This is a genomic window from Rhizobium sp. NLR8a, from assembly GCF_019685235.1.
GTDB lineage: Bacteria > Pseudomonadota > Alphaproteobacteria > Rhizobiales > Rhizobiaceae > Rhizobium.
In genome coordinates this window covers 320,043-342,361 of sequence record NZ_JABDWI010000003.1, presented here as the reverse complement: position 1 = coordinate 342,361, position 22,319 = coordinate 320,043, and the positions used below count along the sequence as shown (strand labels likewise).

20 protein-coding genes and 1 other RNA gene are annotated in these 22,319 nt (G+C 63.0%); 12 read left to right on the top strand and 9 right to left on the bottom strand.

What is annotated here, in order from left to right; genetic code table 11:
* Positions 1–63: 63 nt before the first annotated feature.
* Positions 64–729, top strand: a complete 666-nt coding sequence (locus HJC04_RS07465) for an OmpA family protein (protein ID WP_064694663.1) — start codon at positions 64–66, stop codon at positions 727–729.
* A gap of 66 nt (positions 730–795) precedes the next feature.
* On the opposite strand, the gene HJC04_RS07460 is transcribed toward HJC04_RS07465, so the two are convergent.
* The gene (locus HJC04_RS07460; protein WP_210630647.1) at positions 796–1,203 is read right to left on the bottom strand and encodes a DUF2000 family protein; all 408 of its coding nucleotides are present in this window, start codon (positions 1,201–1,203) and stop codon (positions 796–798) included.
* Positions 1,204–1,235: 32 nt separating this feature from the next.
* Here HJC04_RS07460 and HJC04_RS07455 point away from each other — a divergent pair, with 32 nt between their 5' ends.
* Positions 1,236–2,177: an AraC family transcriptional regulator gene (locus HJC04_RS07455; RefSeq protein ID WP_221145517.1), complete on the top strand. Its 942-nt coding sequence runs from the start codon at positions 1,236–1,238 to the stop codon at positions 2,175–2,177.
* On the opposite strand, the gene HJC04_RS07450 is transcribed toward HJC04_RS07455, so the two are convergent.
* Both HJC04_RS07450 and HJC04_RS07445 read right to left on the bottom strand, forming a co-directional pair.
* Positions 2,137–3,231, bottom strand: a complete 1,095-nt coding sequence (locus HJC04_RS07450; protein WP_210630649.1) for an AbrB family transcriptional regulator — start codon at positions 3,229–3,231, stop codon at positions 2,137–2,139. The two genes, HJC04_RS07455 and HJC04_RS07450, sit on opposite strands and share 41 nt — an antisense overlap.
* 213 nt (positions 3,232–3,444) lie before the next feature.
* Positions 3,445–4,347, bottom strand: coding sequence for a LysR family transcriptional regulator (locus HJC04_RS07445; RefSeq protein WP_210630650.1), 903 nt, complete (start codon positions 4,345–4,347; stop codon positions 3,445–3,447).
* Positions 4,348–4,439: 92 nt separating this feature from the next.
* Here HJC04_RS07445 and HJC04_RS07440 point away from each other — a divergent pair, with 92 nt between their 5' ends.
* The 3 genes from HJC04_RS07440 to HJC04_RS07430 all read left to right on the top strand — a co-directional run bounded on the left by HJC04_RS07440 (position 4,440) and on the right by HJC04_RS07430 (position 10,969).
* Complete coding sequence (locus HJC04_RS07440) at positions 4,440–5,474, top strand: aldo/keto reductase (protein ID WP_221145515.1); 1,035 nt, start codon at positions 4,440–4,442, stop codon at positions 5,472–5,474.
* 258 nt (positions 5,475–5,732) lie between these two features.
* Complete coding sequence (locus HJC04_RS07435; protein WP_221145513.1) at positions 5,733–7,145, top strand: FAD-binding oxidoreductase; 1,413 nt, start codon at positions 5,733–5,735, stop codon at positions 7,143–7,145.
* Between the two features lie 113 nt (positions 7,146–7,258).
* Entirely contained in the window at positions 7,259–10,969 is a 3,711-nt protein-coding gene (locus tag HJC04_RS07430) for an AsmA family protein (protein ID WP_221122670.1), read from the top strand.
* Positions 10,970–11,025: 56 nt separating this feature from the next.
* Here HJC04_RS07430 and HJC04_RS07425 read toward each other — a convergent pair whose 3' ends face one another.
* The 4 genes from HJC04_RS07425 to ssrA form a co-directional block, all read right to left on the bottom strand.
* Positions 11,026–11,250: a ribbon-helix-helix domain-containing protein gene (locus tag HJC04_RS07425; protein ID WP_064706123.1), complete on the bottom strand. Its 225-nt coding sequence runs from the start codon at positions 11,248–11,250 to the stop codon at positions 11,026–11,028.
* A gap of 103 nt (positions 11,251–11,353) precedes the next feature.
* Positions 11,354–11,548: a DUF4169 family protein gene (locus tag HJC04_RS07420; RefSeq protein ID WP_221145511.1), complete on the bottom strand. Its 195-nt coding sequence runs from the start codon at positions 11,546–11,548 to the stop codon at positions 11,354–11,356.
* 50 nt (positions 11,549–11,598) lie between these two features.
* A complete protein-coding gene (locus tag HJC04_RS07415) occupies positions 11,599–12,114 on the bottom strand; it encodes an SspB family protein (protein ID WP_064803733.1) in 516 nt (171 codons plus the stop codon).
* Positions 12,115–12,241: 127 nt separating this feature from the next.
* Positions 12,242–12,604: a transfer-messenger RNA gene (gene ssrA / locus HJC04_RS07410) on the bottom strand.
* Between the two features lie 111 nt (positions 12,605–12,715).
* Between ssrA and HJC04_RS07405 the strand changes: the two genes are divergently transcribed.
* The 5 genes from HJC04_RS07405 (at position 12,716) to HJC04_RS07385 (ending at position 18,164) form a co-directional block, all read left to right on the top strand.
* A complete protein-coding gene (locus HJC04_RS07405; RefSeq protein ID WP_210630654.1) occupies positions 12,716–13,510 on the top strand; it encodes a thymidylate synthase in 795 nt (264 codons plus the stop codon).
* A 13-nt stretch (positions 13,511–13,523) separates the two neighbouring features.
* Positions 13,524–14,042 carry a dihydrofolate reductase gene (locus HJC04_RS07400; RefSeq protein ID WP_210630655.1) on the top strand — a complete coding sequence of 173 codons (519 nt, stop codon included), beginning with the start codon at positions 13,524–13,526 and terminating at the stop codon, positions 14,040–14,042.
* A gap of 149 nt (positions 14,043–14,191) precedes the next feature.
* Positions 14,192–15,280 carry an FtsH protease activity modulator HflK gene (gene hflK / locus HJC04_RS07395; protein ID WP_210630657.1) on the top strand — a complete coding sequence of 363 codons (1,089 nt, stop codon included), beginning with the start codon at positions 14,192–14,194 and terminating at the stop codon, positions 15,278–15,280.
* A gap of 5 nt (positions 15,281–15,285) precedes the next feature.
* The gene (gene hflC / locus HJC04_RS07390) at positions 15,286–16,245 is read left to right on the top strand and encodes a protease modulator HflC (RefSeq protein WP_221145509.1); all 960 of its coding nucleotides are present in this window, start codon (positions 15,286–15,288) and stop codon (positions 16,243–16,245) included.
* Positions 16,246–16,445: 200 nt separating this feature from the next.
* Positions 16,446–18,164 carry a DegQ family serine endoprotease gene (locus tag HJC04_RS07385; RefSeq protein WP_221145506.1) on the top strand — a complete coding sequence of 573 codons (1,719 nt, stop codon included), beginning with the start codon at positions 16,446–16,448 and terminating at the stop codon, positions 18,162–18,164.
* Between the two features lie 129 nt (positions 18,165–18,293).
* Here the strand turns inward: HJC04_RS07385 and serB are convergent, their stop codons facing one another.
* Positions 18,294–19,184: a phosphoserine phosphatase SerB gene (gene serB / locus HJC04_RS07380; protein WP_210630661.1), complete on the bottom strand. Its 891-nt coding sequence runs from the start codon at positions 19,182–19,184 to the stop codon at positions 18,294–18,296.
* On the opposite strand from serB, the gene miaA reads away from it, so the two are divergent.
* The gene (miaA, locus tag HJC04_RS07375) at positions 19,183–20,079 is read left to right on the top strand and encodes a tRNA (adenosine(37)-N6)-dimethylallyltransferase MiaA (protein ID WP_221145504.1); all 897 of its coding nucleotides are present in this window, start codon (positions 19,183–19,185) and stop codon (positions 20,077–20,079) included. The genes serB and miaA overlap by 2 nt on opposite strands.
* A gap of 48 nt (positions 20,080–20,127) precedes the next feature.
* Here the strand turns inward: miaA and HJC04_RS07370 are convergent, their stop codons facing one another.
* Complete coding sequence (locus HJC04_RS07370; protein WP_221145502.1) at positions 20,128–21,591, bottom strand: PLP-dependent aminotransferase family protein; 1,464 nt, start codon at positions 21,589–21,591, stop codon at positions 20,128–20,130.
* Between the two features lie 95 nt (positions 21,592–21,686).
* On the opposite strand from HJC04_RS07370, the gene HJC04_RS07365 reads away from it, so the two are divergent.
* Entirely contained in the window at positions 21,687–22,301 is a 615-nt protein-coding gene (locus tag HJC04_RS07365; protein WP_221145500.1) for a LysE family translocator, read from the top strand.
* The last annotated feature ends 18 nt before the right edge of the window (positions 22,302–22,319 follow it).

Sequence of the window (22,319 nt, the reverse complement as noted above, 5' to 3'; positions counted from 1 at the left end):
CATTTTCTTGCCGTAATCCTTGCCATTTGCTCGCATCAGTTTTGAACGGAGACCGTCCTGTCCATGATCAAGAAATTCATACTTCTGGCTGTCGCAGCAAGCTATCTCAGCGCCTGCACGACGACCGATCCCTATACTGGTGAGCAGAAAGTTTCCAATACCGCGGGCGGTGCTGCGCTCGGCGCGCTCGGTGGCGCTCTCGTCGGTGTGGCCGTCGGCGGCGGCGGACATGGCAAGCGCAACGCAGCGCTGATCGGCGCCGGTATCGGCGCGCTGGCCGGCGGCGCGATCGGCAACTACATGGACCAGCAGGAAGCCGAGCTTCGCGCCCAGCTCGAAGGTACCGGCATCTCCGTCACCCGCCAGGGCGACAACATCATCCTCAACATGCCCTCGAACATCACTTTCGACGTCGACCAGGATGCCGTGAAACCGGGCTTCTATCCGACGCTGAATTCGGTGGCGATCGTGCTGCGCAAGTTCAACCGCACGCTGATTGACGTCAACGGCCATACGGATTCGACCGGCAGCTTGCAGCATAACCAGGACCTGTCGCAGCGCCGCGCGCTTTCGGTTGCCGATTATCTCGGCGGCCAAGGTATCGACCAGCGCCGCGTCTCCGCCGTCGGTTTCGGCCCGTCCCAACCCGTCGCCTCCAACGCGAGCGAAGCTGGACGTGCCCAGAACCGCCGCGTCGAAATCCAGATCGCGCCGATCACGCAGGGCTGAGCAGGCGCTCTTTCAGACAACAGAGGCCGAGCTCGCGCTCGGCCTCTTTCGTTTCCGCTGATCGCATCAATGCTGCATCGTCGCGCCTTTGGTGATCTTGTCGACGATCTTCTTGTCGGCTCTGATCGCGATGCCGACGACATTGGCGTCGTCAGGGGCAAACTCGGCAAAGACGGCGCGGTTGGCGGCGTCGTGGCCGGTGGCAAACATCTCCTCGATGAAGATGGAGGAGGTTACCTCACGTTCCAGCGCGCGGCGGTGGATGGTCGATATCGTCGCTTCGTCGGCGGAAAGCACGATGATTGGCTGGATCGATAGCGGATTGTAGAGATTGCCGGCGCGGTCCTTGTAGGGCTCGCCGATGATCTCAGGATATTGTCCGACGATGCCTGTCGACAGGAAGGCTGTGACGTTCAGCTTCTGCCAGCCAGCAAGATTGTTTCGCAGGACGATCGCAATTTTGGTATCAAACATTCCAGTCTCTCTCATCAGGGTATCGAAACGCGTTGAGCCAGGATCTAACGCCGCAGGTCTTCGAGGGTCTTGAACGTTTGTGCGAGCCGCAGGTGGGCAGCGGCATGCTGGCCGTGCCCGCCGGCAGCGGCATGCTGGCCGTGCCCGCCGGCAGCGGCATCCTGACTGCGCCCGCCTTTCCCGGCATCGAGCGTATCGAGGCGCAGTTTTCCGGCAACGTCTTCGAGCCGCATCGGCACGATACCTATGCGCTTGGTGTCACGCTGCACGGCGTTCAGACTTTCACATATCGCGGCGAGCGGCGCTTCAGCCTGCCGGGGCAGGTGATCGTGCTGCATCCCGACGAGGAGCATGACGGCGGCGCGGCGACCGAGGCCGGGCTGCATTACCGCATGCTCTACCTGGAGCCTTCGCTGCTGATGGAATGCCTTGAGGTGGAGAAGGTCGGGCTTCCCTTCGTCGAGCAGCCCGTGACTGCCGATAGTGCGCTGGCGAAGGTGCTTCTGGGAGCGCTCGGCGCACTCGATCGGGAGCTGGACGAGCTTTTCGTCGACGATTTCGTCAGCCGCGTCGCCGGTGGCTTGTTACGGCATTCGCAGGTGCGCCGCCGGCCACTGGGCACGGTCGCCTGGCGGCAGGTGCGGGCAGCACGCGATTATCTGGAGGCACATGCGCTCAGGCCGGTGCGCTCGGACGAACTGGAGAAGATTACCGGCCTCGACCGCTTCACGCTGTCACGGCATTTCCGCACGGCCTTTGCCACCAGCCCGCACCGTTACTTGCTGATGCGGCGCCTGCAGCAGGCGAGGGCGCTGATGGGTGCCGGCGAGGGTTTTGCCGATGTGGCGGCCGCGACGGGTTTTGCCGACCAGGCGCATTTCAATCGCCATTTCAAGAAGGCGTACGGCGTCACTCCCGGCCAGTGGGTCAGTCTCAGACGGGATTTTCCGCAAGGCCGGAACGGCGCGCGATGAAGCGGGCGAGCGCCGGCCCGATCAGCAGAATGACCAAGAAACGGCCGGTCTGCATCGCCATCACGAAGGGCACGTCGACATCGCTTGATGCGGCGATAATGGCGACGGAATCGGCTCCGCCGGGGCTGGTGGCGAGATAGGCGGTCAGCGGATCGATGCCGGCGAAGACGTGCAGTGCCGCTGCCATGCAGCCGCAGAGCGCCATCAGCAGCACGATGCAGGCGGCGACCCGCGGCAGGGCGCGCGCCACGTGGCTGATGATCGAGCGGGTGAAACGCAGGCCGATGCTCCAGCCGACGAGCGCATAGGCCGTGGCGAGCAGCCACATCGGCAGCTCGATCTTCAGCAGGCCGATGCCTTGCAGGAAGGCGCCGAGAAAGAGCGGAACGATGATCATGCCGCCCTGGATGCGCAGGCGGCGTACGGCATAGGTGCAAAAGCCGGCAAAGGCGAGCGTCGCCGCAAGGGCCGGCCAGTCGACTGCGGGAAAGAGGACGAGCGGCGGCGGCTCGCCACCGTCGGCCGCCACCCAGAGGCGCGAAATCGCCGAAGCGCCGACGGCGACGAAGACGACGCGCAGATACTGCATGAAGGCGACGAGGCGGGCATCGGCGCCATAGGCTTCCGACATGATGACCATGGCGGAGGCAGCGCCCGGCGACGAGCCCCAGACGGCCGTTGTGCCCGGCAGCACCTGCCAGCGCGTCAACAGCCAGCCGAGACCGGTGGCGATGGCGATCACCGAGAAGACGAACAGCAGGAAGAGCGGCGCTTCCTTCGCCATGGCGCCGAGAATATCAGGGGTGATGGTGCGCGCCATCATCAGACCGACAAGGACCTGACCGAACTGCAGCGGCTGAAGCGGCACGCGAAGCTTTCCCTTGCCGACGGTCAGCGCCAGCACGATGGCGGCAACCATCGGTCCGATCAGCAGCGAGGCGGGCAGGGCGAAGAGTTCGAGAAAGACGGTGAAGGCCGTGGAAAGCGTGAGCAGCAGCGCCCATTTCGGCAGGCCGGCATCCCGCATCAGGCGGCGTGCGTGGCTGAGTGGCATGAATCCCCGTATGTTTCCCGGCCGGTGCCAAGTCCTGAGGGCTGAAGATGGGAGGAAGCTCCGGCATGACGAAGAGAGGCCGGCTGAAGGGCCGGTCGGCGCGGCCTCGGTATAGGCGGCTGCCTCGAGTGCGGTCAATTACGAAATCTGGCTTCCGGCCGATCTGCCATGCGAACTTGACTCAAGCCGCCGCATCAAGTCCTTGTTATCTCATCAGAGACGCACATGTTCGACGAGGAAATCGAGCAGCGCGCGCACGCGCGCCGGCAGCGGCCCGCCCTGGCCCATATAGACGGCATAGAATTCCTCGATATCGCCGGGATTGGCCGCTTCCAGCACCGGCACCAGCCGGCCGGCTTCGATATCGGCGCGCACCGTGAACGCGGCCAGTCGTGCAAGGCCTGCGCCGGCAAGTGCCAGATGGCGCATGGCTTCGCCGTCGGCGACCTGCACGCCGGGCGTGATCGGCACCGACACGGTTTCGCTGTCCTCGCGCAGCGGCCAGCCCTCTACGGCGCGGGCGTAGGAAAATCCGATCCGGCAATGACGGCTGAGATCGGCGACGCTGCGCGGTTCGCCATGCCGCCTGAGATAATCGGGTGAAGCGACGATGAGCTTGCCGGTGGCGCCGAGCTTGCGGGCGATCAGGCTGGAGTTCTTCAAGGGGCCGGTGCGGATCGCAACATCGGCGCGTTCTTCCATCAGATCGACCACCTTATCGGTGTGGGCGATATCGAGCGTCACGACGGGATGAAGCGCCAGGAAGGCGGGCACGAGCGGGGCCAGCACATGATTGCCGAAGGAGCCGCTGGTGTTGATGCGGATGCGGCCCGAGGCCTGTTCGCCTGAGGAAGCCTGGCGTTCGGCCTCGGCGATATCGGCAAGAATGGCGATGCTGCGCTCATAGAAGGCGCAGCCCTCAGGCGTCAGTTGCAGCTTGCGGGTCGAGCGGTTAACGAGGCGGGCGCCGAGGCGCGCCTCCAGCCGGGCGACGAGCTTGCTCACGGCCGACGGCGTCATGCGCCGCGCGGTGGCGGCTGCTGAAAAGCCGCCGCGCTCGACAACGCTGACGAAGACTTCCATCTCGCCGGAGCGGTTGATGTCCTGACGGCTCATGATGAATTCAAGTCACAGATGATGTTCTATCAGGCAATCTATATCAATGGAGAGGCTGGGTCTATCTCAGAGGAAACAAAGGAGACAGATCGATGGAGTACAGAAAACTCGGGGCCTCCGGGCTCAGGGTGCCGGTTTTGAGCTTCGGCGCGGGTACGTTCGGCGGCAGCGGCCCACTGTTCGGCGCCTGGGGCAATACCGGTGCCGAAGAGGCCCGGCGGCTCGTCGACATCTGCCTCGAAGCCGGCGTCAATCTTTTCGACACGGCTGACGTCTATTCGGTCGGCGCTTCCGAGGAAGTGCTCGGCCAGGCGATCCGCGGCCGGCGGGACGCCGTGCTGATCTCGACCAAGACCGCGCTGCCGATGGGCGAGGGGCGGCAGGACTGGGGCACCTCGCGGGCACGGCTGATCCGGGCGACCGAGGATGCGCTGCGCCGGCTTGGCACCGACTATATCGACCTCTTGCAGCTTCACGCCTTCGATGCCTCGACGCCGATCGAGGAGGTGCTGTCGACGCTCGACGGCCTCGTCGCCGCAGGCAAGATCCGTTATGTCGGCGTCTCGAACTTTTCCGGCTGGGAGTTGATGAAGTCGCTGGCCGCGGCCGAGCGTCAAGGCTATCCGCGTTATATCGCCCATCAGGTCTATTATTCGTTGGCGGGCCGCGACTATGAATGGGAACTGATGCCGCTCGGCGCGGACCAGGGCGTCGGCGCTCTCGTCTGGAGCCCGCTCGCCTGGGGGCGGCTTACCGGCAAGATCCGCCGTGGCGAGCCGCTGCCGGCCGCAAGCCGCCTGCACGAGACGGCTCAATACGGCCCACCTGTCGATGATGAGAGGCTGTTCGACATCATCGCGGTGCTCGATTCGATCGCAGCGGAGACCGGCAAGACAGTACCGCAGATCGCGATAAACTGGCTGCTCGGCCGGCCGACAGTATCGAGCGTCATCATTGGCGCCCGGAACGAAGATCAGCTCAGGCAGAACCTTGCCGCGGCCGGCTGGAGCCTGTCGAAGAATCAGATTGAAAGACTCGACGAGGTCAGCGCGGTGACTGCACCTTATCCTTATTTCCCCTATCGACGGCAGCAGGGCTTTGCGCTCCTCAATCCACCGATCGTCTGAGGCGGCCGGGGCCTGTCCATAGCCCCTGGTCTCCAACAAAAGAGGAGTGAAATCTTTTCCCAATCTGAACTGGACAGCCGCGTTGACTTGCCCCATACCCAGCCTGCTGCATATCTCCTTAAACTCGGAATCGATGTGAGACGAATTACGCAGCAATTTTAAAGTTGTACAGCGTCCTTGTGCGTCTGAGCAGGCGCACGGCGCTGTAGTTTCCGGGACGCGGTCTCGTCTACGCGGAATGGCAGGGAGATCAAAGGGATGGCGCTGAAGGACGCAAGGGCTGGAACACGCAATGAGGCGGGGATATCCGCCGTCCTCGGTATTCTCAAACAGAGCTTCGGCGAGCGCTTCCAGACCGGCCAGTCCTTCCGTGAACAACACGCCCATACGACCACCTATATCCCGCCGCAACTGCCCGACGGCGTTCTGTTTGCCGAAAGCGCCGACGATGTGAAGATGGCGGTCAGGGCCTGTGCGGCGCACAAGGCTCCAGTGATCGGCTTCGGCACCGGCTCCTCGCTGGAAGGTCAGGTCAATGCCGTCAGCGGCGGTATTTCAATCGATTTCAGCCGCATGAACCGGGTCCTTGAGGTCAATCCGGAGGATCTCGACTGCACGGTCGAACCCGGTATCACCCGCGAGGCCCTGAACATCCATCTGCGTGATACCGGCCTGTTCTTCCCGATCGATCCCGGAGCCAATGCCTCGATCGGCGGCATGGCGTCGACGCGGGCTTCCGGCACCAATGCCGTGCGCTACGGCACGATGAAGGACAATGTCCTTGCCGTTACGGTAGTCACCGCCAATGGTGAGGAGATCCGCACGGCGCGGCGTGCCCGCAAGTCGTCGGCCGGCTATGACCTGACGCGGCTCTTTGTCGGCGCCGAAGGCACGCTTGGCATATTGACCTCGGTGACGCTGCGCCTGCAGGCTATCCCGCAGAAGATAGCCGGCGGCGTCTGCGCCTTTCCGAGCATCAAGGCAGCTTGCGATGCCGTCATCATGACGATCCAGATGGGCATTCCGGTGGCGCGCATCGAGCTGCTCGATGCTGTGCAGATGCGGGCGTGCAACGCCTATTCCGGCCTGTCTTATGCCGAAAGCCCGACACTTTTCCTCGAATTCCACGGCACCGACGAGACCGTGCCGCTGCAATCGGCAGCCTTCGCTGAGATCGCGGCTGAATGCGGCGGGGGCGAGTTTTTTTGGACCGCCAATGCCGAGGAGCGGACAAAGCTCTGGAAGGCGCGTCATGACGCCTATTGGTCCGCGAGGGCGCTGGCGCCGGGGCTTGCCGCACTTTCGACCGATGTTTGTGTTCCGATATCGAGGCTTGCCGACTGCGTTTCCGAAACGCAGGCGGATATCGAGGAACATGGGCTGCTCGGCCCTATCGTCGGCCATGCCGGCGACGGGAACTTCCATGTGCTGCTGCTGTTCGACGACAAAAGCGCCGGAGACATCGCCAGGGCCGAGCGCTTCGTTGAGCGGCTCAACCGCCGGGCACTCGATATGGACGGAACATGCACCGGCGAGCACGGGATCGGACAAGGCAAGATGGCCTTTCTAGAGCAGGAGCTCGGAGGCTCGGTGGATCTGATGCGACAGGTGAAGCAGGCGCTCGATCCGGATGGTATCTTCAACCCCGGCAAGATTTTTCACCAAGGCTGAAAACGGAATATTCTCATGAACTTGGGCCTTGCCCATCCCATGAATAGCGCTAGTGTCGACAACAGAACCCTGAACAGTGTCGGCAACACAATCCCGAATGGAGAATCCTCGCATTGGTAGGCCGGTTCCTCGTCTTTCTGGGGGGAGTGATCGTCGTAGTGCTGTTTGTGGCGCTGCTTGCGCCGCTGTTCATCGACTGGACCGATTTCCGCAAGAACTTCGAGGATCAGGCAAGCCGCATCATTGGCAAGAAAGTCACCGTCCATGGCACGGTGGATGCCCGTCTGCTGCCGTTTCCGTCGGTCACGCTGCATGACGTGCGTGTCGGTCAGGAGGCCGACGGCACGCCGATCGTCAAGGTCGAACAATTTTCCATGGATGCCGAGCTTGCGCCATTCCTGTCGGGCGAGGCGCTGATCTTCGATATGCGCGTCGTCAATCCGAAGGTGCGCCTCAGATTGCTCAAGGACGGCACACTCGACTGGATGCGCGGCAGCCGCGCCGAAATACCGGCCAAAACAGTCGTTCTCGAAAATGTGCATGTCAGCGGTGGCGAAGTCGACTTCCTCGACGACCAGTCGGGCCGGGCGCGCCGCATCACCGGCCTGAATGCGGAGATGTCGGCCAAATCGCTCGCCGGCCCCTGGCGCGTCGAGGGCGATGCGGTCCTCGACGGCGAACATGGCAATTTCTCGATTTCGAGCAGCCAGCCGGACGAGAGGGGCGTGCTGCGCATGCGCACGAAGCTGTCGCCGGACAAACATCCGGTCAGTATCGATCTCGACGGCGAACTGAAGCTGGTCGACCGCAAGCCGAACTATCAGGGCCAGCTTTCGGCGGCGATCGAAAGCGGCAACAGCGCCAAGTCGGCCAACAAGAACGAGCAGCCGCCGAGGCTCAAGGGGCGCTTCGAGCTTACCAACGAACGTATCCGCATTCCCGAATACCGGATGGAGATCGGTCCGACGGACGATCCCTATGTGATAACCGGGGAGGCGACGCTCGATACCGGCAACGCGCCGGAATTCCTGTTGACCGCCGACGGGCAGCAGATAGACGTGAACCGCATCGGCAATCAGGGCGCGGCTGGCAAGACGACGCGGGATGCCGCGGTTTCGGCGCGCCAGCGGTTGAATTCTCTGATCGATATTGTTGCGCAGGTGCCGATCCCGCAGGTGCCGGGGAAGGCAAGCGTCAAGCTGCCGGCGATCGTCGCCGGCGACACGACGCTACGCGATGTTCAACTGGAGCTGGAGCCGGCCGGTACGGGCTGGATGATCGATAGCGCCGTCGGCACGCTGCCGGGGCGGACCCAGGTCGAGGGCAAGGGCAAGCTCCTGCTTCAGGGAGACCCGTCTTTCAACGGCCAGATCGTGGTGGCCTCTAACCAGCCAACGGGCCTAGCCTCCTGGCTGGCCGGCTCGGTCGACCCGGCCATCCGTCAATTGCGGCAGGCGGGGTTTTCCGCCAATGTCAGCCTGACTCATGAATTGCAGCGTTTCGAGAACCTCGAAATCGCCGTCGGATCGGCGACGCTGAAGGGCCGCCTGGAGCGGCAGGCGATCTCCGGCCAGACGCCGACCCTGTCGGTGGCTCTGAATGGCGATACGCTCGATCTTGACGCGCTGCAGGCGCTGGCCGGGCTTGCGACCGGGCAGGAGAGCGGCGACAATGTCCTCGACCATAAGATCGCCGCACAGCTCAAGGCCGACAGGTTCACCGCCTTCGGGGTCGACGCCGAGAATGTCGAGACCACCTTCACGATCGCGGACGGGGCGCTTGCGGTCGACCGGCTGTCGGTCAAGAATCTCGCAGGCGCCGAGTTGACGGCGACCGGCCGCGCCGAAGGCTCGCTGCTCGACTACAAGGGTGCGGGCGAAATCACCTTCAAATCGGCCGATCCCGGCGGCTTCTTCACCATGCTGCGCGAGCATCTTCCACACCACCCCGTGCTCGACCGGCTGGTGCGCAATGCCGGCTGGTACGGCAATACGGCGTTGCGCGGCGCGCTGACGCTCGGTGGCGATGAGGGTGATGCGCTGACAGTGACACTGGCCGGCGTCTCGAACGGCAGCCGGGTCAACCTCGATTACCGCATGTCCGATCTTCTGGCGCTGACCGGCAACGGCACGACGAGCCTCGAGGCGACGCTCGAAAACGCCGTGCCGTCAATCTTGTTCGGCCAGGCCGGACTCGACCCGCTGCCGGTCGATGTCGGCGCGAATGGCCGCCTGACGCTCAAGGTGAAGGCGTCTGGCAACGATCCTGCCGATGCGGCGCTGACCTTTGCGACCGACCGGACCTCGTTTACCGCGAAGGGCAAGGTTGACGTGCGGCCGGAGAGCTTCATGAACGGTCAGATCGTCGTCTCGCTCGACAGCGCCGATATCGACCCCTATCTCATCATGAACGGCATAGCCCTGCCGCAGACCGGAACGGGGTTGCCGTTCGGCCTGCAGGTCAACGCCGCCGTCGATCGTGACAAGATCGTTTTGTCCGATCTCAAGGGACATGCGGCCGACAATGCGTTTTCCGGTGCGCTGACCTTCGACCGCAAGGCTGCGAAGACGACGGCGAGCGGCGAGCTGACGCTCGCCAAGGCAGATGCCGGCTGGCTCGGCGAGGCGGTGTTCGGCCAGATCGTTGATCCCGCCAGCGGCACGCTGTCGAAGGCGCCGCTGGGCTTGCCCACCTTCAAGGATCTGGACGTCAGGGTGAAGCTGTCGGCCAAGGAATTCTGGCCTGGCCTGCCGGAAACGCCAGTGTCCGATTTCATCAGCAACGTCGCCTATAAGGGCGACGAGTTGCAGCTCAACGACATGGCCGGCAACTGGGATGGCGGCAAGCTCTCCGGTAATCTTCTCTTCACCAATGCCGACGGCACCGGTTTCCTGCAGACGAAGCTGGCGCTTGCCGATTCCGATCTTGCGGGCGTCATCTGGCTGCGCGATGGCGCACCGATCGCCAACGGCAAGTTCGGCCTGTCGCTGTCGATGGAGGCCTCGGGAAAGACGATTGGCGAGATCGCCAGCTCGCTCAATGGTTCGGGGGAGCTGAGACTCGGCGACACGAGCATACGCGGACTGAACCTTGCCATCCTTCCGCCGCTGCTTGCCGCCACCGACCCGATGCAGGAACAGATCAATGCCGGCAAGGTGCATCCGATCGTCGAGACGTTGCTCAACAACGGCGAGGCGAAGCTGCCGCCGCTCGGAATTCCCTTCAACGTCACCGACGGAACGCTCAGGGTGCAGAATGTGACCGTGGCCAACGATCTGGCCCGGGTTACCGCTGACGCACAGATCGCCTTGCCGGAGAAGCGGATCAGCGCGACGGTCGGCATCGGCCTCAATCCAGGCGCGGAGGCGCTTCCGGGTGTCGAGCCGGCGCTGAGGCTGAACTTTTCCGGCATGCTGCCGTCACCCGGCAAGACGATGGACGTGACCGATATCACCAGCTATCTGTCGCTGCGCGCCTTCGAGCGCGAGCGGCGGCGCGTCGAGCGGCTGCAGGCGATCGTGCTCGAAAAGCAGCGGCTGCGCCGCGAAGTGGCGCTCTATCGGTTCAACGACGCCGAGCGCGTCAGAGCGGCCGAAATCGAACGGCAACGGCAGGCGGAAGAAGAGCGGCTGCGCAGACTGGCGCAGGAGGCGGCTGCGCAGAAGGCCGCCGCGGAGGCGGAGGCCGCACGTGCAGCGGAGGCAAAAGCCAAGGCCGATGCGCAGGCGAGGGCGGCCGCCGAGGCGGAAGCGGCCCGGCGCTCTGGGCAGACGCAGCCGGGTCAGCTCGATTTCGACCAGCTGCCTGGCATTCAGGCTCAATGAAGACGCTTGGGGTTTGCCTCCCCTGAGATCTTAGGTTTTTATTTGAATTCCCGGCGTCACGGCTGGCGGCCACAGCCGGCCTTCGCCCACGAAAGCACATGGAGCCGCAGCGCCGAGGACAAGTTACTGTCCGGCGGGCGGTGGTCGTCGATCTCGGAAATCAGGGCGGCAAGCGACATCGAACGGCTTGCCGCAATCGTCTTCAGCTCGGCCCAGAATTCATCTTCCAGCGAAAAGCTGGTGCGATGGCCATGCAGTGTCGCCGAGTGTTTGCGGATCATCAGCCGGTTCACATCGCAATCGGCTTGGAGGATCGATTCAAAGAAATCGCGCAAGTGGCTGATCGCAGAGTCGTTTCCTGCTCTTCAAGCTTTGCGTGAAGCTTCATGCGCCGTCGTCATCCGTCTCGATCCGGCCGTGGCGGTGAGCCTTGTCGGCCTTCTCATTCAGGCTGCGGGTAAGCTGCTTTTCGGCCTTGGTGCGGCCGAAGGAAATGCGGTTCTGCTCGGCCTGCTTCTCCTTTTCGGAGCGGGCCTGCTTCTTGCGGAACTGACGCAGATTGATGATTTCGGCGCTCATGCGCGAGACTTGATCCTTATGAAAAAGGGAGGCTGAGCCTCCCTTTGAAATCACTGCTTCTTGCGGAAGGAGTCGAGCGAGACGACGGAGCCCGGTTTCTTCTCTTCGCCGTCGGCCGGTTTTGCGCCGGCGGCTTCGTCAGGCTTTCCTGCCGCGTCGACGGGATAGGCGGTGATCTCACCGGACGGCAGCTCCTCGCCGTCAGCGAGCGGCACGTCGAATTCGAGCTCGAAATTGACGGAGGGATCATAGAAGCCGCGGATCGCATTGAACGGAATGACCAGTTTTTCAGGAACGTCGGAGAAGGAGAGGCCTATTTCGAAATGCGTCTCGGTGATCTTGAGATCCCAGAACTGATGCTGGATGACGATGGTCATCTGCTCGGGATATTTGGACTTCAGGTGCTGCGAGATGCGCACGCCGGCGGCGCCCGTGAGGAAGGTGATGAAGAAGTGATGGTCGCCGGGCAGGCGGCCCGTCGTTGCCACCTCCGCCAAAACCTTGCGGATGACGCCGCGAAGTGCATCCTGCGCCAGAATGTCGTAGCGGATATGATCCTGCCCCATGCTTTTCCTGTCTTTCGTCGGTTCTGAAGTCTTTTCACAAGGTATATGGCACGTTCAGGCGCCTTGGGAAAGTCCGGAGCCGAGTCACGCTAGAGATCAGCATACATGATTTCGTCAGCAGGGAGAAGGTGAAGGCTTCTGTTGCCAGGTGCCTTCGGACCCCGCCTAGAGGTGCGAACCACTAGGACTTTGATTGAAGTGTCACACCGCGATTAAGCAGCGAGACGAGCTTCCGCATAGTTGTCGTTTGCAACTACAATTTTAGCCCGATAACGGCGGTACAATGCCGAGCAAAAAGTCGATCTTTACACCCTTGTCGATCCTGTTTCGCCCCCATCAAAAGCCGGCCTTTGATGCCGCCGGTTTTTGGTGGAGGCGCCGGGTACCGCCCCCGGGTCCAATAGGTTTATTACACCGCTCATTTATTGCCATAGCCGGCCCGGAAGCCGGCAGGTTTCATATAGTGATTTCCTTTGCCCAAGGAAAGGGCAAACGTCATAAAAGCTTTATCTCCGGCGGCAGAAAGAACGGGAAAATGCGTGCCGGCGATTGGTTTCGTGAAGGCGAAGGCTTAAACTGGGGAAAACGGAATCAGCGCGCCATGCAGCAATATCTTGATCTTCTGAAGCATGTGATGGAAAAGGGCTCCGACCGGGGCGACCGCACGGGCACCGGCACCCGCTCGGTTTTCGGCTATCAGATGCGATTCGACCTAGAAGAAGGCTTTCCCGTGCTGACCACGAAGAAGCTGCATCTGCGCTCGATTATCCACGAGCTTTTGTGGTTCCTGAAGGGCGAAACGAATATCCGCTATCTCAGGGAGAACGGCGTCTCGATCTGGGATGAGTGGGCCGATGAAAACGGCGACCTCGGGCCGGTCTATGGCGCCCAATGGCGCTCCTGGCCGGCACCGGACGGCGGCCATATTGACCAGATCGCCAATCTGGTCAAAGGCATCGTCAACAATCGGAATTCGCGCCGTCACATCGTCTCGGCGTGGAATCCGGCCGAAGTGGACAACATGGCGCTGCCGCCCTGTCATTGCCTGTTCCAGTTCTATGTTGCCGACGGCAGGCTCTCCTGCCAGCTTTACCAGCGCTCCGCCGACATCTTTCTCGGCGTGCCCTTCAATATCGCTTCCTATGCGCTGCTGACGATGATGGTGGCTCAGGTGACCGGGCTCAAACCCGGCGATTTCGTCCACACGCTCGGCGATGCGCATCTCTATCATAACCATTTCGACCAGGCGAAGCTGCAGATGACACGCCGGCCGAAGCCGCTGCCCTTCATGCGCATCAACCCCGATGTGAAAGACATCTTCGGCTTCACCTTCGATGATTTCGAGCTGATCGGCTACGAGGCCGATGCCAGCATCAAGGCGCCGATCGCCGTCTGATCCGGGACATTTCATGGCCGACTTTCGCAGGACCATCATCGCCGCCGTTGCCCACAACGGTACAATCGGCCGCGACGGCGACATGCCGTGGCGCCTGTCGAGCGATCTCAAGCGCTTCAAGGCGCTGACGCTGGGCAAGCCTGTGGTGATGGGCCGCAAGACCTATGATTCGATCGGCAAGCCGCTGCCGGGACGGCCGAACGTGGTGATCTCGCGGCAAGCGGCGATCGATCATCCCGATGTCAGTATGGCGCATTCACTGCCTGAGGCAATGGACGCGGCTGGAAGGCTGGCGCGCGAAACCGGCGCCGACGAGATCTGCATCATCGGCGGCGGCCAGATCTACGCGCAGGCGATCAATCTTGCCGACCGAATGTGCATCACCCATGTCGAGGCCGACCTCGACGGCGACGCGTCGTTTCCGGCGATCGATCCCGATCTCTGGCAGGCGGCGGAGACGATCGTGGTGCCGGCCGGCGAAAGGGACAGCTATCCCACTCGCTACGTCGTCTATGAACGCCGTCACGCCTGAAAACGAACTATTTTCCAATTAAATTGACCAAGTTTCTCACGCTGCGTTGAAAGCCGGTGCGGCGATACTTATAACGGTCACCAACGCATCGGCCGGTCAGCCCCCACGGTCCCGGATGCGGGGAAGACTTAACGAACAACGAGGTTTTGATGCCCTGGAGCAATCAGAATGGCGGCGGCGGCCCTTGGGGCGGCGGCGGTAACAATCAGGGACCATGGGGCCAGGGGCCGAACCGCCCGCGTGGCGGCAAGGGCGGACCGCCCGATCTGGAAGACATCATCCGGCGCGGCCAGGATCAGTTGCGCAATATCGTTCCCGGCGGTTTCAATGGTGGGGTGGCGGCGATCGTCGTGGCGATCGTCGCCGTTTTCTGGCTGATCCAGTGCGTCTACACCGTCCAGCCGGACGAACGCGGCGTCGAACTGCGCTTCGGCAAGCCGCGAGAGGAAATTTCCATGCCCGGCCTGCATTTCCGCATCTGGCCGATGGACGCGGTCGAGATCGTGAAGGTGACCGAGCAGCAACAGAATATTGGCGGACGCAACAACAGCAATTCGACGGCTGGACTGATGCTCTCCGGCGACCAGAACATCGTCAACGTGCAGTTCTCCGTGCTCTACACAATCAACGACCCGAAATCCTATCTTTTCCGTCTCGAAAATCCGGCTGAAACGCTGCAGCAGGTTTCCGAAAGCGCCATGCGCGAAATCGTCGGCCGGCGCCCGGCGCAGGATGCCTTCCGCGATAATCGCGGGCCGATCGAAACCGAAGTGCGCAACATCATCCAGGATACGATGGATCGCTACGGCGCCGGCATTGCGATCAACCGCGTGACGATCGAGGACGTCGCACCGCCGCGTGACGTGGCCGATGCCTTCGAGGAAGTGCAGCGTGCCGATCAGGACAAGCAGCGTCTCGTGGAGGAGGCGAACCAATACGCCAACCAGAAGCTCGGCCAGGCCCGCGGTGACGCGGCCCGCATCCGCGAAGCCGCAGCCGCCTACAAGGACCGGATCGTCAAGGAGGCTGAAGGTGAAGCGCAACGCTTCGTTTCGATCTACGACGAATATTCCAAGGCTCCTGACGTGACGCGGGAGCGGCTGTTCCTGGAGACGATGGAACAGGTCCTGAAGGGTTCCAAGAAAGTGATCATAGACCAAAAGGCGGGCGCCGTGCCCTATCTGCCTCTCAATGAGGTCGGCAAGCCGACGCAGCAACAACAGCAGCAGGGAGGCTGAGACCCATGTCGAACAGACTTCCCGTAATTCTGGTCCTTCTGGCGGTCATGCTGGTCGGGATCTATTCCTCGGTCTTCGTCGTGACCGCCCGCGAACAGGCTATCGTCGTTCGCTTTGGTGAAATCCAGTCGGTCAAGACTGACCCAGGCATCTATTTCAAACTGCCTTTCGCCTTTGCCGATGCCGACAGGGTGCAATACGTGCCGAAGCAGGAACTGCGCTTCGATCTTGACAACATACGTGTCCAGGTTTCCGGCGGAGCCTTCTATGAGGTGAACGCCTTCCTCATCTACCGCATCAACGACGCGCGCCGTTTCCGCGAAACGGTCTCGGGCGACAGGGAGGCGGCGGAAGCGCGGCTTCGCACGCGTCTCGATTCCGCCTTGCGCAGGGTCTACGGCGTGCGCAGCATCGAAGCCGCGCTCTCCCGGGAGCGCGTGGCGATGATGCTCGAGGTTCGCAACGAGCTGCAAGCCGATGCGGAGACGCTCGGAATCACGCTCGACGACGTGCGCATCAGCCGGACCGACCTGACACAGGATGTTTCCGAGCGCACCTATAACCGCATGCGGGCTGAGCGACTGGCAGAAGCTGAGCTTCTGCGCGCGCAGGGCAACGAGGAAGGTCAGCGCCGCCGCGCCATTGCCGACCGCCAGGTCGTTGAGCTGACTGCCGGCGCACAGCGCGACTCCGAGATCCTGCGTGGCCAGGGCGACGCCGAACGCAACCGCGTCTTCGCCGATGCATTCTCAAGAGACCCGGGCTTCTTCGAGTTCTATCGCTCGATGGCAGCCTATTCAGCAGCGCTTTCGTCGCAGGACACAACGCTGGTCCTGTCGCCGGATTCGGAATTCTTCCGCTATTTCAACAAGGCCGCCGGCCCCGCGGCGGCCAGCCCGGGCGCGCCGGCTCCCGCAACACCCGGAGCAACCGCTCCGGCGGCGCCAGCCCCGCCGGCAAACTGAAAACACGGGATCTGCTTCCCGCCAACATCGAGAAAGGGTCGGCCCAGCGCCGACCCTTTTCGGTTTCAAGAGCCAAGGCCGGACTTTTGTGATGGTCCGTCAGATTGCACGGGGATTTCGCGAAAAGGTGATTTCACCCTCCATCATTCCGCCTTATGCTGGTGCTCAATGTGCGCATTTACCGCTTATGAGGAAGCTTGATGGCCACCACGATTCGCTCGCCCTTCAGACGAACGCTCGCGCTTCTGGCCAGCGCCGCCATCTTGGCGCAAGCCGGCATGAGCGGGATTGCTTTTGCGCAAACCACGCCTGAAACAGCAGCGCCCGGGGTTGCCGCGCCCGTTCCGGCTGCACCCGCTCCGGCGCCGTCCGCACCGGCCGAACCGCAGCAGACCCCACCGGTTCAGACCACCGTGCCGTCCAACGGTCCCGCTTCCGTTGCCGATCTCGCCGAAGGGTTGCTCGATGCGGTGGTCAATATCTCGACCTCGCAGAATGTGAAGGATGACGAGGGGGTCGGCCCGGCGCCGCGTGCGCCTGACGGGTCGCCATTCCAGGAATTCTTCAACGATTTCTTCAACAAACAGCAGGGCAACAAAGGCCCCAACCATAATGTCAGCTCGCTTGGGTCCGGTTTCGTCATCGATCCGGCCGGTTATATCGTCACCAACAACCACGTGATCGAGGGGGCCGACGACATCGAGGTCAATTTCGCCGACGGCTCGAAGCTCAAGGCGAAGCTGATCGGAACGGATACGAAGACCGACCTCTCGGTGCTGAAGGTCGAGCCGAAGACGCCGCTGAAATCGGTGAAATTCGGCGATTCCAGCGAGATGCGCATCGGCGACTGGGTCATGGCGATCGGCAATCCGTTCGGCTTCGGCGGTTCGGTGACGGTCGGCATCATTTCCGGGCGCGGCCGCAACATCAATGCCGGCCCCTACGACAACTTCATCCAGACGGATGCGGCGATCAACAAGGGCAACTCCGGGGGGCCGCTCTTCAACATGAAGGGTGAAGTGATCGGCATCAACACGGCGATCATCTCGCCGAGCGGCGGCTCGATCGGCATCGGCTTCTCGGTACCGTCCGAACTTGCTTCCGGCGTCGTCGAGCAGTTGCGCCAGTATGGCGAGACGCGGCGCGGCTGGCTCGGCGTGCGCATCCAGCCGGTGACCGACGACATCGCCGACAGCCTCGGACTCGACACCGCCAAGGGCGCGCTGGTCGCCGGCGTCATCAAGGGCGGTCCCGTCGACGACGGCTCGATCAAGGCGGGCGACGTCATTTTGAAATTTGACGGCAAGACGGTCAATGAGATGCGCGACCTGCCGCGCGTCGTGGCCGAAAGCACGGTCGGAAAAGAGGTCGACGTCGTGGTGCTGCGCGACGGCAAGGAGCAGACCGTCAAGGTGAAGCTCGGACGGCTCGAAGACAGCGATCAGGCGGCATCCGGCGATGCGGCGCCCGATGGCTCGCAGGACGGCGTGATCACCCCTGATCCCGGCGAGAACGACGATATGGACCAGCCGGATACCGGCGACCAGGCAGCGCCCGTACCGGGCGCACCGGCGCCGAATCAGCACCAACAGGGCCAGGTATCGCCGGATGCGGCCACGCCGAAGAACGTGCTCGGCTTGTCGCTGTCGCTCCTCAGTCCCGAAACACGCAAGGCTTTCGGCATCGCCGAGAGCGTCGACGGCGTCGTCGTGACGGAGGTGGAGCCCGGCTCCGCCTCGGCCGAAAAGGGGTTGAAGCCAGGGGACGTTATTGTCGAGGTGGCGCAGGAGTTCATGAAGTCCCCGGACGCGGTTGCCGCAAAGGTGAAATCGCTGAAACAGGAAGGCCGGCGCAACGCCCAGCTGATGATCGCATCGGCCAATGGCGATCTGCGGTTCGTGGCGGTGCCGATGGAGTGAGCGAGCTACGGCGGCGACTAGGCGCAGCTTTCCTGTTCTCGCCCAATCTCTCCTTGCTCATTCCTGTGACATCCCTCGGGCAAAGCCCTGAGACCACAGGAATGAGGGCGGAGAGGCGTGCTTCGGCCTTCAACCCGTCACAAAATCCGTCTTCCGGTAACCCTGGATGTAAAGAAGTGCCGTCAGGTCGGCGTGATTGATGCGCATTTGTGCCTGGGCGGCAACGGTGGGCTTAGCGTGAAGGGCGACGCCGGAGCCGGCGAGTTGCAGCATGCCGAGGTCGTTGGCGCCGTCGCCGACGGCAATTGCCTCTTGTGGCGAAATGCCGAGGCTTGTCGAAATTTCGTTCAGCGCATCCACCTTCGCCTGCTTGCCGAGGATCGGCTCGGCGACAAAGCCGGAAAGGATGCCGCCCTCTTCGAGCAACGTGTTGGCGCGGTTCTCATCAAAGCCGAGGCTGGCGGCGATGCGGCTAGTGAAGACGGTGAAGCCGCCGGAGACAAGGGCGGTGTAATGGCCTTTCGACTTCATCGTGGCAATCAGTTCCGGACCACCCGGAGTGAGCGTGATACGCCGGGCGATGACCTCGTCGACGACCGATAGTGGCAGGCCCTTCAACAGAGCGACCCGCTCACGCAGGGCGGGCTCAAAGGCGATCTCACCGTTCATGGCGCGCGCAGTGATCGCGGCGACTTTTTCCTTCAGCCCGACTTCGGCGGCAAGTTCGTCGATGCATTCCTGGCCGATCATAGTCGAGTCCATGTCGGCGATCAGCAGCTTCTTGCGGCGGCTGTCCTGCTCCTGGATGACGAGGTCGATTGGCGCACTGGCGATGACCGCCAGGATATTGGCCTCGGCGGCTTGCGCATCCGTGCCGTCGCGCAGCGCGATGTCACAGGCAATGCCGTCGGCCAGCCAGTAGAGGCCGGAAGCCGTGACGGCCTCAGCCGCCTGTTCGGCGACGTCGGCGGTCAGAACGGGATTTGACGGATTGGCAACAAGCGTGGCAACGAGGGCCATGATGGAAAACCTTCTGAGCGTAAAGAACGCGATCCTGATAACCGGGCCGACCGCCAGCGGCAAGTCCGCGCTCGCCGTCGAATTGGCCAAACGCCATGACGGCGCCGTTATCAATGCCGACAGCATGCAGGTCTACGATACATTGCGGGTGCTGACCGCGCGTCCGTCGGCAGAGGAGATGCAAGGCGTGCCGCATCATCTTTACGGCCACGTGCCGGCGGGGGCCGGCTATTCCACAGGCGCGTGGCTGCGTAATGTCTCGGCGCTTTTGCCGGCGCTCAGGGCCGCCGGGCAGCTGCCGGTCTTCGTCGGCGGCACGGGGCTTTACTTCAAGGCGCTGACCGGTGGTCTCTCCGACATGCCGGATATCCCCGAGGCACTGCGGGAAGAATTACGCACGCGACTCGTAGAAGAAGGGCCGGACGCGCTTTACGCCGAGCTGTCCGACGTCGATCCCGTCATGGCGGCAAGCCTCAACCGCCAGGACGGCCAGCGCATCGTCCGGGCGCTGGAGGTGATCAAAGCGACGGGACGCTCGATCGCCGATTTCCAGGGCCGGTCCGGGCCTGTGGTGATCGATGCCGACGAGGCCCTCAAGATCGTCGTTCTGCCGGACCGGGCGGTGCTGCATGCCCGCATCAACGGCCGTTTCGAAAAGATGCTGCAACAGGGTGCGGAAGACGAGGTGAAGGCGCTGCTTGCGCTCGGCCTGCCGGCCGAAGCGCCTGTCATGAAGGCCATTGGCGTGTCGCAGATCGCGGCGATGCTGAAGGGCGAGATGACGCGCGATGAGATGCTGGAGAAGGGGGCTGCGGCGACACGGCAATATGCCAAGCGGCAAATGACCTGGTTCCGCAACCAGATGGACGAGAGCTGGCAAAGGCTGACCGTCTAGTTGTCATCCCCGTTGCGGACCTCCCGCTCCAGTTTACGCGATAAGCGCTTACAGAAGTCTGGAGAGCTCGCCTACCGCCGCCTCCAGTTGCGCCTGTGGGAAGCCGCCGAAACCCAGCATCAGGCCAGCGCGCGCAGGCTGCGCGGCATACATCGGAGAGATCGCCCGCACCGCGAGGCCGGCCGAGAGGGCGCGCGCCGCAAGTCGCACGTCATCCATCTCCTCTGGCAGCCACAGAAGAACGTGCATGCCCTGATCGCTCGGCTGAACCTGGCACCCCTGCGGCAAAGCCCGCTCGAGCGCCGCGAGCAGAATAGCGCGGCGTTCGGCATAGAGACTTCGGATGCGCCTGATATGCGCTTCGAAATAACCTTCCCTCATGTAGGCCGCCAGAACGTGCTGTTCGGCTATCGGAGAATGCCGGTCCAGAATGGCGCGTGCTCCGGCGAAGGCTTCTGCGAGCGGCGGCGGGACGATGGCGTAACCGAGGCGCAGCGAAGGAAAGAGGACCTTGCTGAAGGTGCCGAGATAGATGACACGCGACGGACGCAGCCCCTGCATCGAAGGAAAAGGGTGTCCGGCATAACGCAGTTCACTGTCGTAATCGTCCTCCACGATCCAGGCGCGGTTCCTGTCGGCCCACGCGATCAGGGCGTTGCGCCGCGTCATGCTGAGCGGCATGCCGATCGGATATTGGTGTGACGCCGTCACGAAGGCGGCGCGCGCTTCTGGACATAACTCGAGCCCGCGTTCGACGTTCATTCCCTGTGCATCGACCGGCAGGCGATGCGTCCGGACGTCGAGATCGTCGAGCACGGCGGTGAGTCCGGGATAGGCGGGATCCTCGGCCCAGACGGGGTCGTGGCGCGACAGCAGGACCCGGCCGGCCATGTAGAGACCCTGCTGGGTGCCTGATGTGACGATCACCTGTTCCGGTTCGCAATGGACGGCTCGCGCACGGCGGACGTGTTCGGCAATGGCGAGGCGCAGCTCGAGCAGGCCCATCGGATCCTGATAGCCTGACGGGGCAGCCTGCTTCGAAGCACGCACCCGATTGCCGAGACGGCGCCAATTATCGTCAGGCGCAATACCGGCTGCCGGGACTGATATGGCGAAGGGAACGGGCGGGTGAGAGGTGAGCGCGCGGGCGATTGATATCAGCCGGGCCGCCGGGGCGGGCAGGTCGATCGCATCGTCGGCGGCCGGTTCGGCCGGTGCCGGCGGGATGGCTGGAGACGCGTCCGTCAGAGCCGCGGCAACACGGGTTCCGGCTCCCACTCTCGCTTCGAGATAACCCTCGGCGGTCAACTGATCGAAAACCTCGACGACGGTGCCGCGGGCGATCTTTAGGGATGCCGCAAGCGTGCGCGTCGAAGGCAGGCGCTCGCCCGGTCTCAACTCGCCGCGGGCGATCGCGCTCCTTAGCGCCTGGGCAAGCTGGCGGCCGATATTCGCCGTCCTGTCGAGCACATTGAGCGATGGGATTGCGATGCTGCTGCGCCGCTTCGACATTGAGAGTGGTCCATGAAGATTCTTGAAAATGGCGCTTCATTATGAACCAATTTCCTGGGAGAAGGAAGCGCATCAACAGCTTCCGGAAAAGGGACATGCAAGATCTTCTCGTCGTCTATATCGCCTATGTCATCGCCGCAGGCAGCCCTGGGCCAAGCAACGTGGCCATCATGAACGTGGCCATGAGCCAGGGGCGCCAGCCGGCGCTGGCGCTTGCCGCCGGGGTAATCACGATGTCGACCTGCTGGGGCCTGATCGCGGTCACCGGCATTTCCACATTGCTGGTCCGCTATGCTCATGCCCTCATCCTCCTCAAGCTCGCGGGCGGGCTCTACCTGCTCTGGCTCGCCTGGAAGGCCGCTCGCTCGGCCGTTGCCGTGGAGGCGCCGACAGGCGAGGTCCCCCGGCCTGCCACCGCGCTCGGCGCGCTGTATCGGCGTGGAATCCTGATGCATCTCGGAAACCCGAAGGCGGTGTTGGCCTGGGTGGCGATCATGTCTCTCGGCCTCAAGCCCGTCGCTTCGCCTGAAATGGCCCTTCTGGCTTTCGGCGGCTGCGTGCTTCTCGGGGTCTCGATATTTTCCGGTTATGCCGTGCTCTTCTCGACGGCGCCACTGGTGCGCGGCTACGCGCGGGCGCGCCGCTGGATCGAAGCAAGCCTTGCCGTTTTCTTCGCCGGCGCGGGTTCGCGCCTGCTGTTCTCCCATTGACCGCGTTTTGAGGATTGC

Excerpts from the sequence above, each read along its gene's own strand:
- HJC04_RS07415 (WP_064803733.1), bottom strand. The coding sequence starts at position 12,114 with ATGGGGCAGGATCATATCCGCTACGACATTCTGGCGCAGGATGCACTT.
- HJC04_RS07440 (WP_221145515.1), top strand. The coding sequence starts at position 4,440 with ATGGAGTACAGAAAACTCGGGGCCTCCGGGCTCAGGGTGCCGGTTTTG.
- hflC (WP_221145509.1), top strand. The coding sequence starts at position 15,286 with ATGTCGAACAGACTTCCCGTAATTCTGGTCCTTCTGGCGGTCATGCTG.
- HJC04_RS07445 (WP_210630650.1), bottom strand. The coding sequence starts at position 4,347 with ATGAGCCGTCAGGACATCAACCGCTCCGGCGAGATGGAAGTCTTCGTC.
- miaA (WP_221145504.1), top strand. The coding sequence starts at position 19,183 with ATGATGGAAAACCTTCTGAGCGTAAAGAACGCGATCCTGATAACCGGG.
- HJC04_RS07385 (WP_221145506.1), top strand. The coding sequence starts at position 16,446 with ATGGCCACCACGATTCGCTCGCCCTTCAGACGAACGCTCGCGCTTCTG.
- HJC04_RS07370 (WP_221145502.1), bottom strand. The coding sequence starts at position 21,591 with ATGTCGAAGCGGCGCAGCAGCATCGCAATCCCATCGCTCAATGTGCTC.
- HJC04_RS07425 (WP_064706123.1), bottom strand. The coding sequence starts at position 11,250 with ATGATCCGCAAACACTCGGCGACACTGCATGGCCATCGCACCAGCTTT.
- HJC04_RS07460 (WP_210630647.1), bottom strand. The coding sequence starts at position 1,203 with ATGTTTGATACCAAAATTGCGATCGTCCTGCGAAACAATCTTGCTGGC.
- serB (WP_210630661.1), bottom strand. The coding sequence starts at position 19,184 with ATGGCCCTCGTTGCCACGCTTGTTGCCAATCCGTCAAATCCCGTTCTG.
- HJC04_RS07450 (WP_210630649.1), bottom strand. The coding sequence starts at position 3,231 with ATGCCACTCAGCCACGCACGCCGCCTGATGCGGGATGCCGGCCTGCCG.
- HJC04_RS07435 (WP_221145513.1), top strand. The coding sequence starts at position 5,733 with ATGGCGCTGAAGGACGCAAGGGCTGGAACACGCAATGAGGCGGGGATA.
- HJC04_RS07365 (WP_221145500.1), top strand. The coding sequence starts at position 21,687 with ATGCAAGATCTTCTCGTCGTCTATATCGCCTATGTCATCGCCGCAGGC.
- HJC04_RS07465 (WP_064694663.1), top strand. The coding sequence starts at position 64 with ATGATCAAGAAATTCATACTTCTGGCTGTCGCAGCAAGCTATCTCAGC.
- HJC04_RS07405 (WP_210630654.1), top strand. The coding sequence starts at position 12,716 with ATGCAGCAATATCTTGATCTTCTGAAGCATGTGATGGAAAAGGGCTCC.
- HJC04_RS07400 (WP_210630655.1), top strand. The coding sequence starts at position 13,524 with ATGGCCGACTTTCGCAGGACCATCATCGCCGCCGTTGCCCACAACGGT.
- HJC04_RS07420 (WP_221145511.1), bottom strand. The coding sequence starts at position 11,548 with ATGAGCGCCGAAATCATCAATCTGCGTCAGTTCCGCAAGAAGCAGGCC.
- hflK (WP_210630657.1), top strand. The coding sequence starts at position 14,192 with ATGCCCTGGAGCAATCAGAATGGCGGCGGCGGCCCTTGGGGCGGCGGC.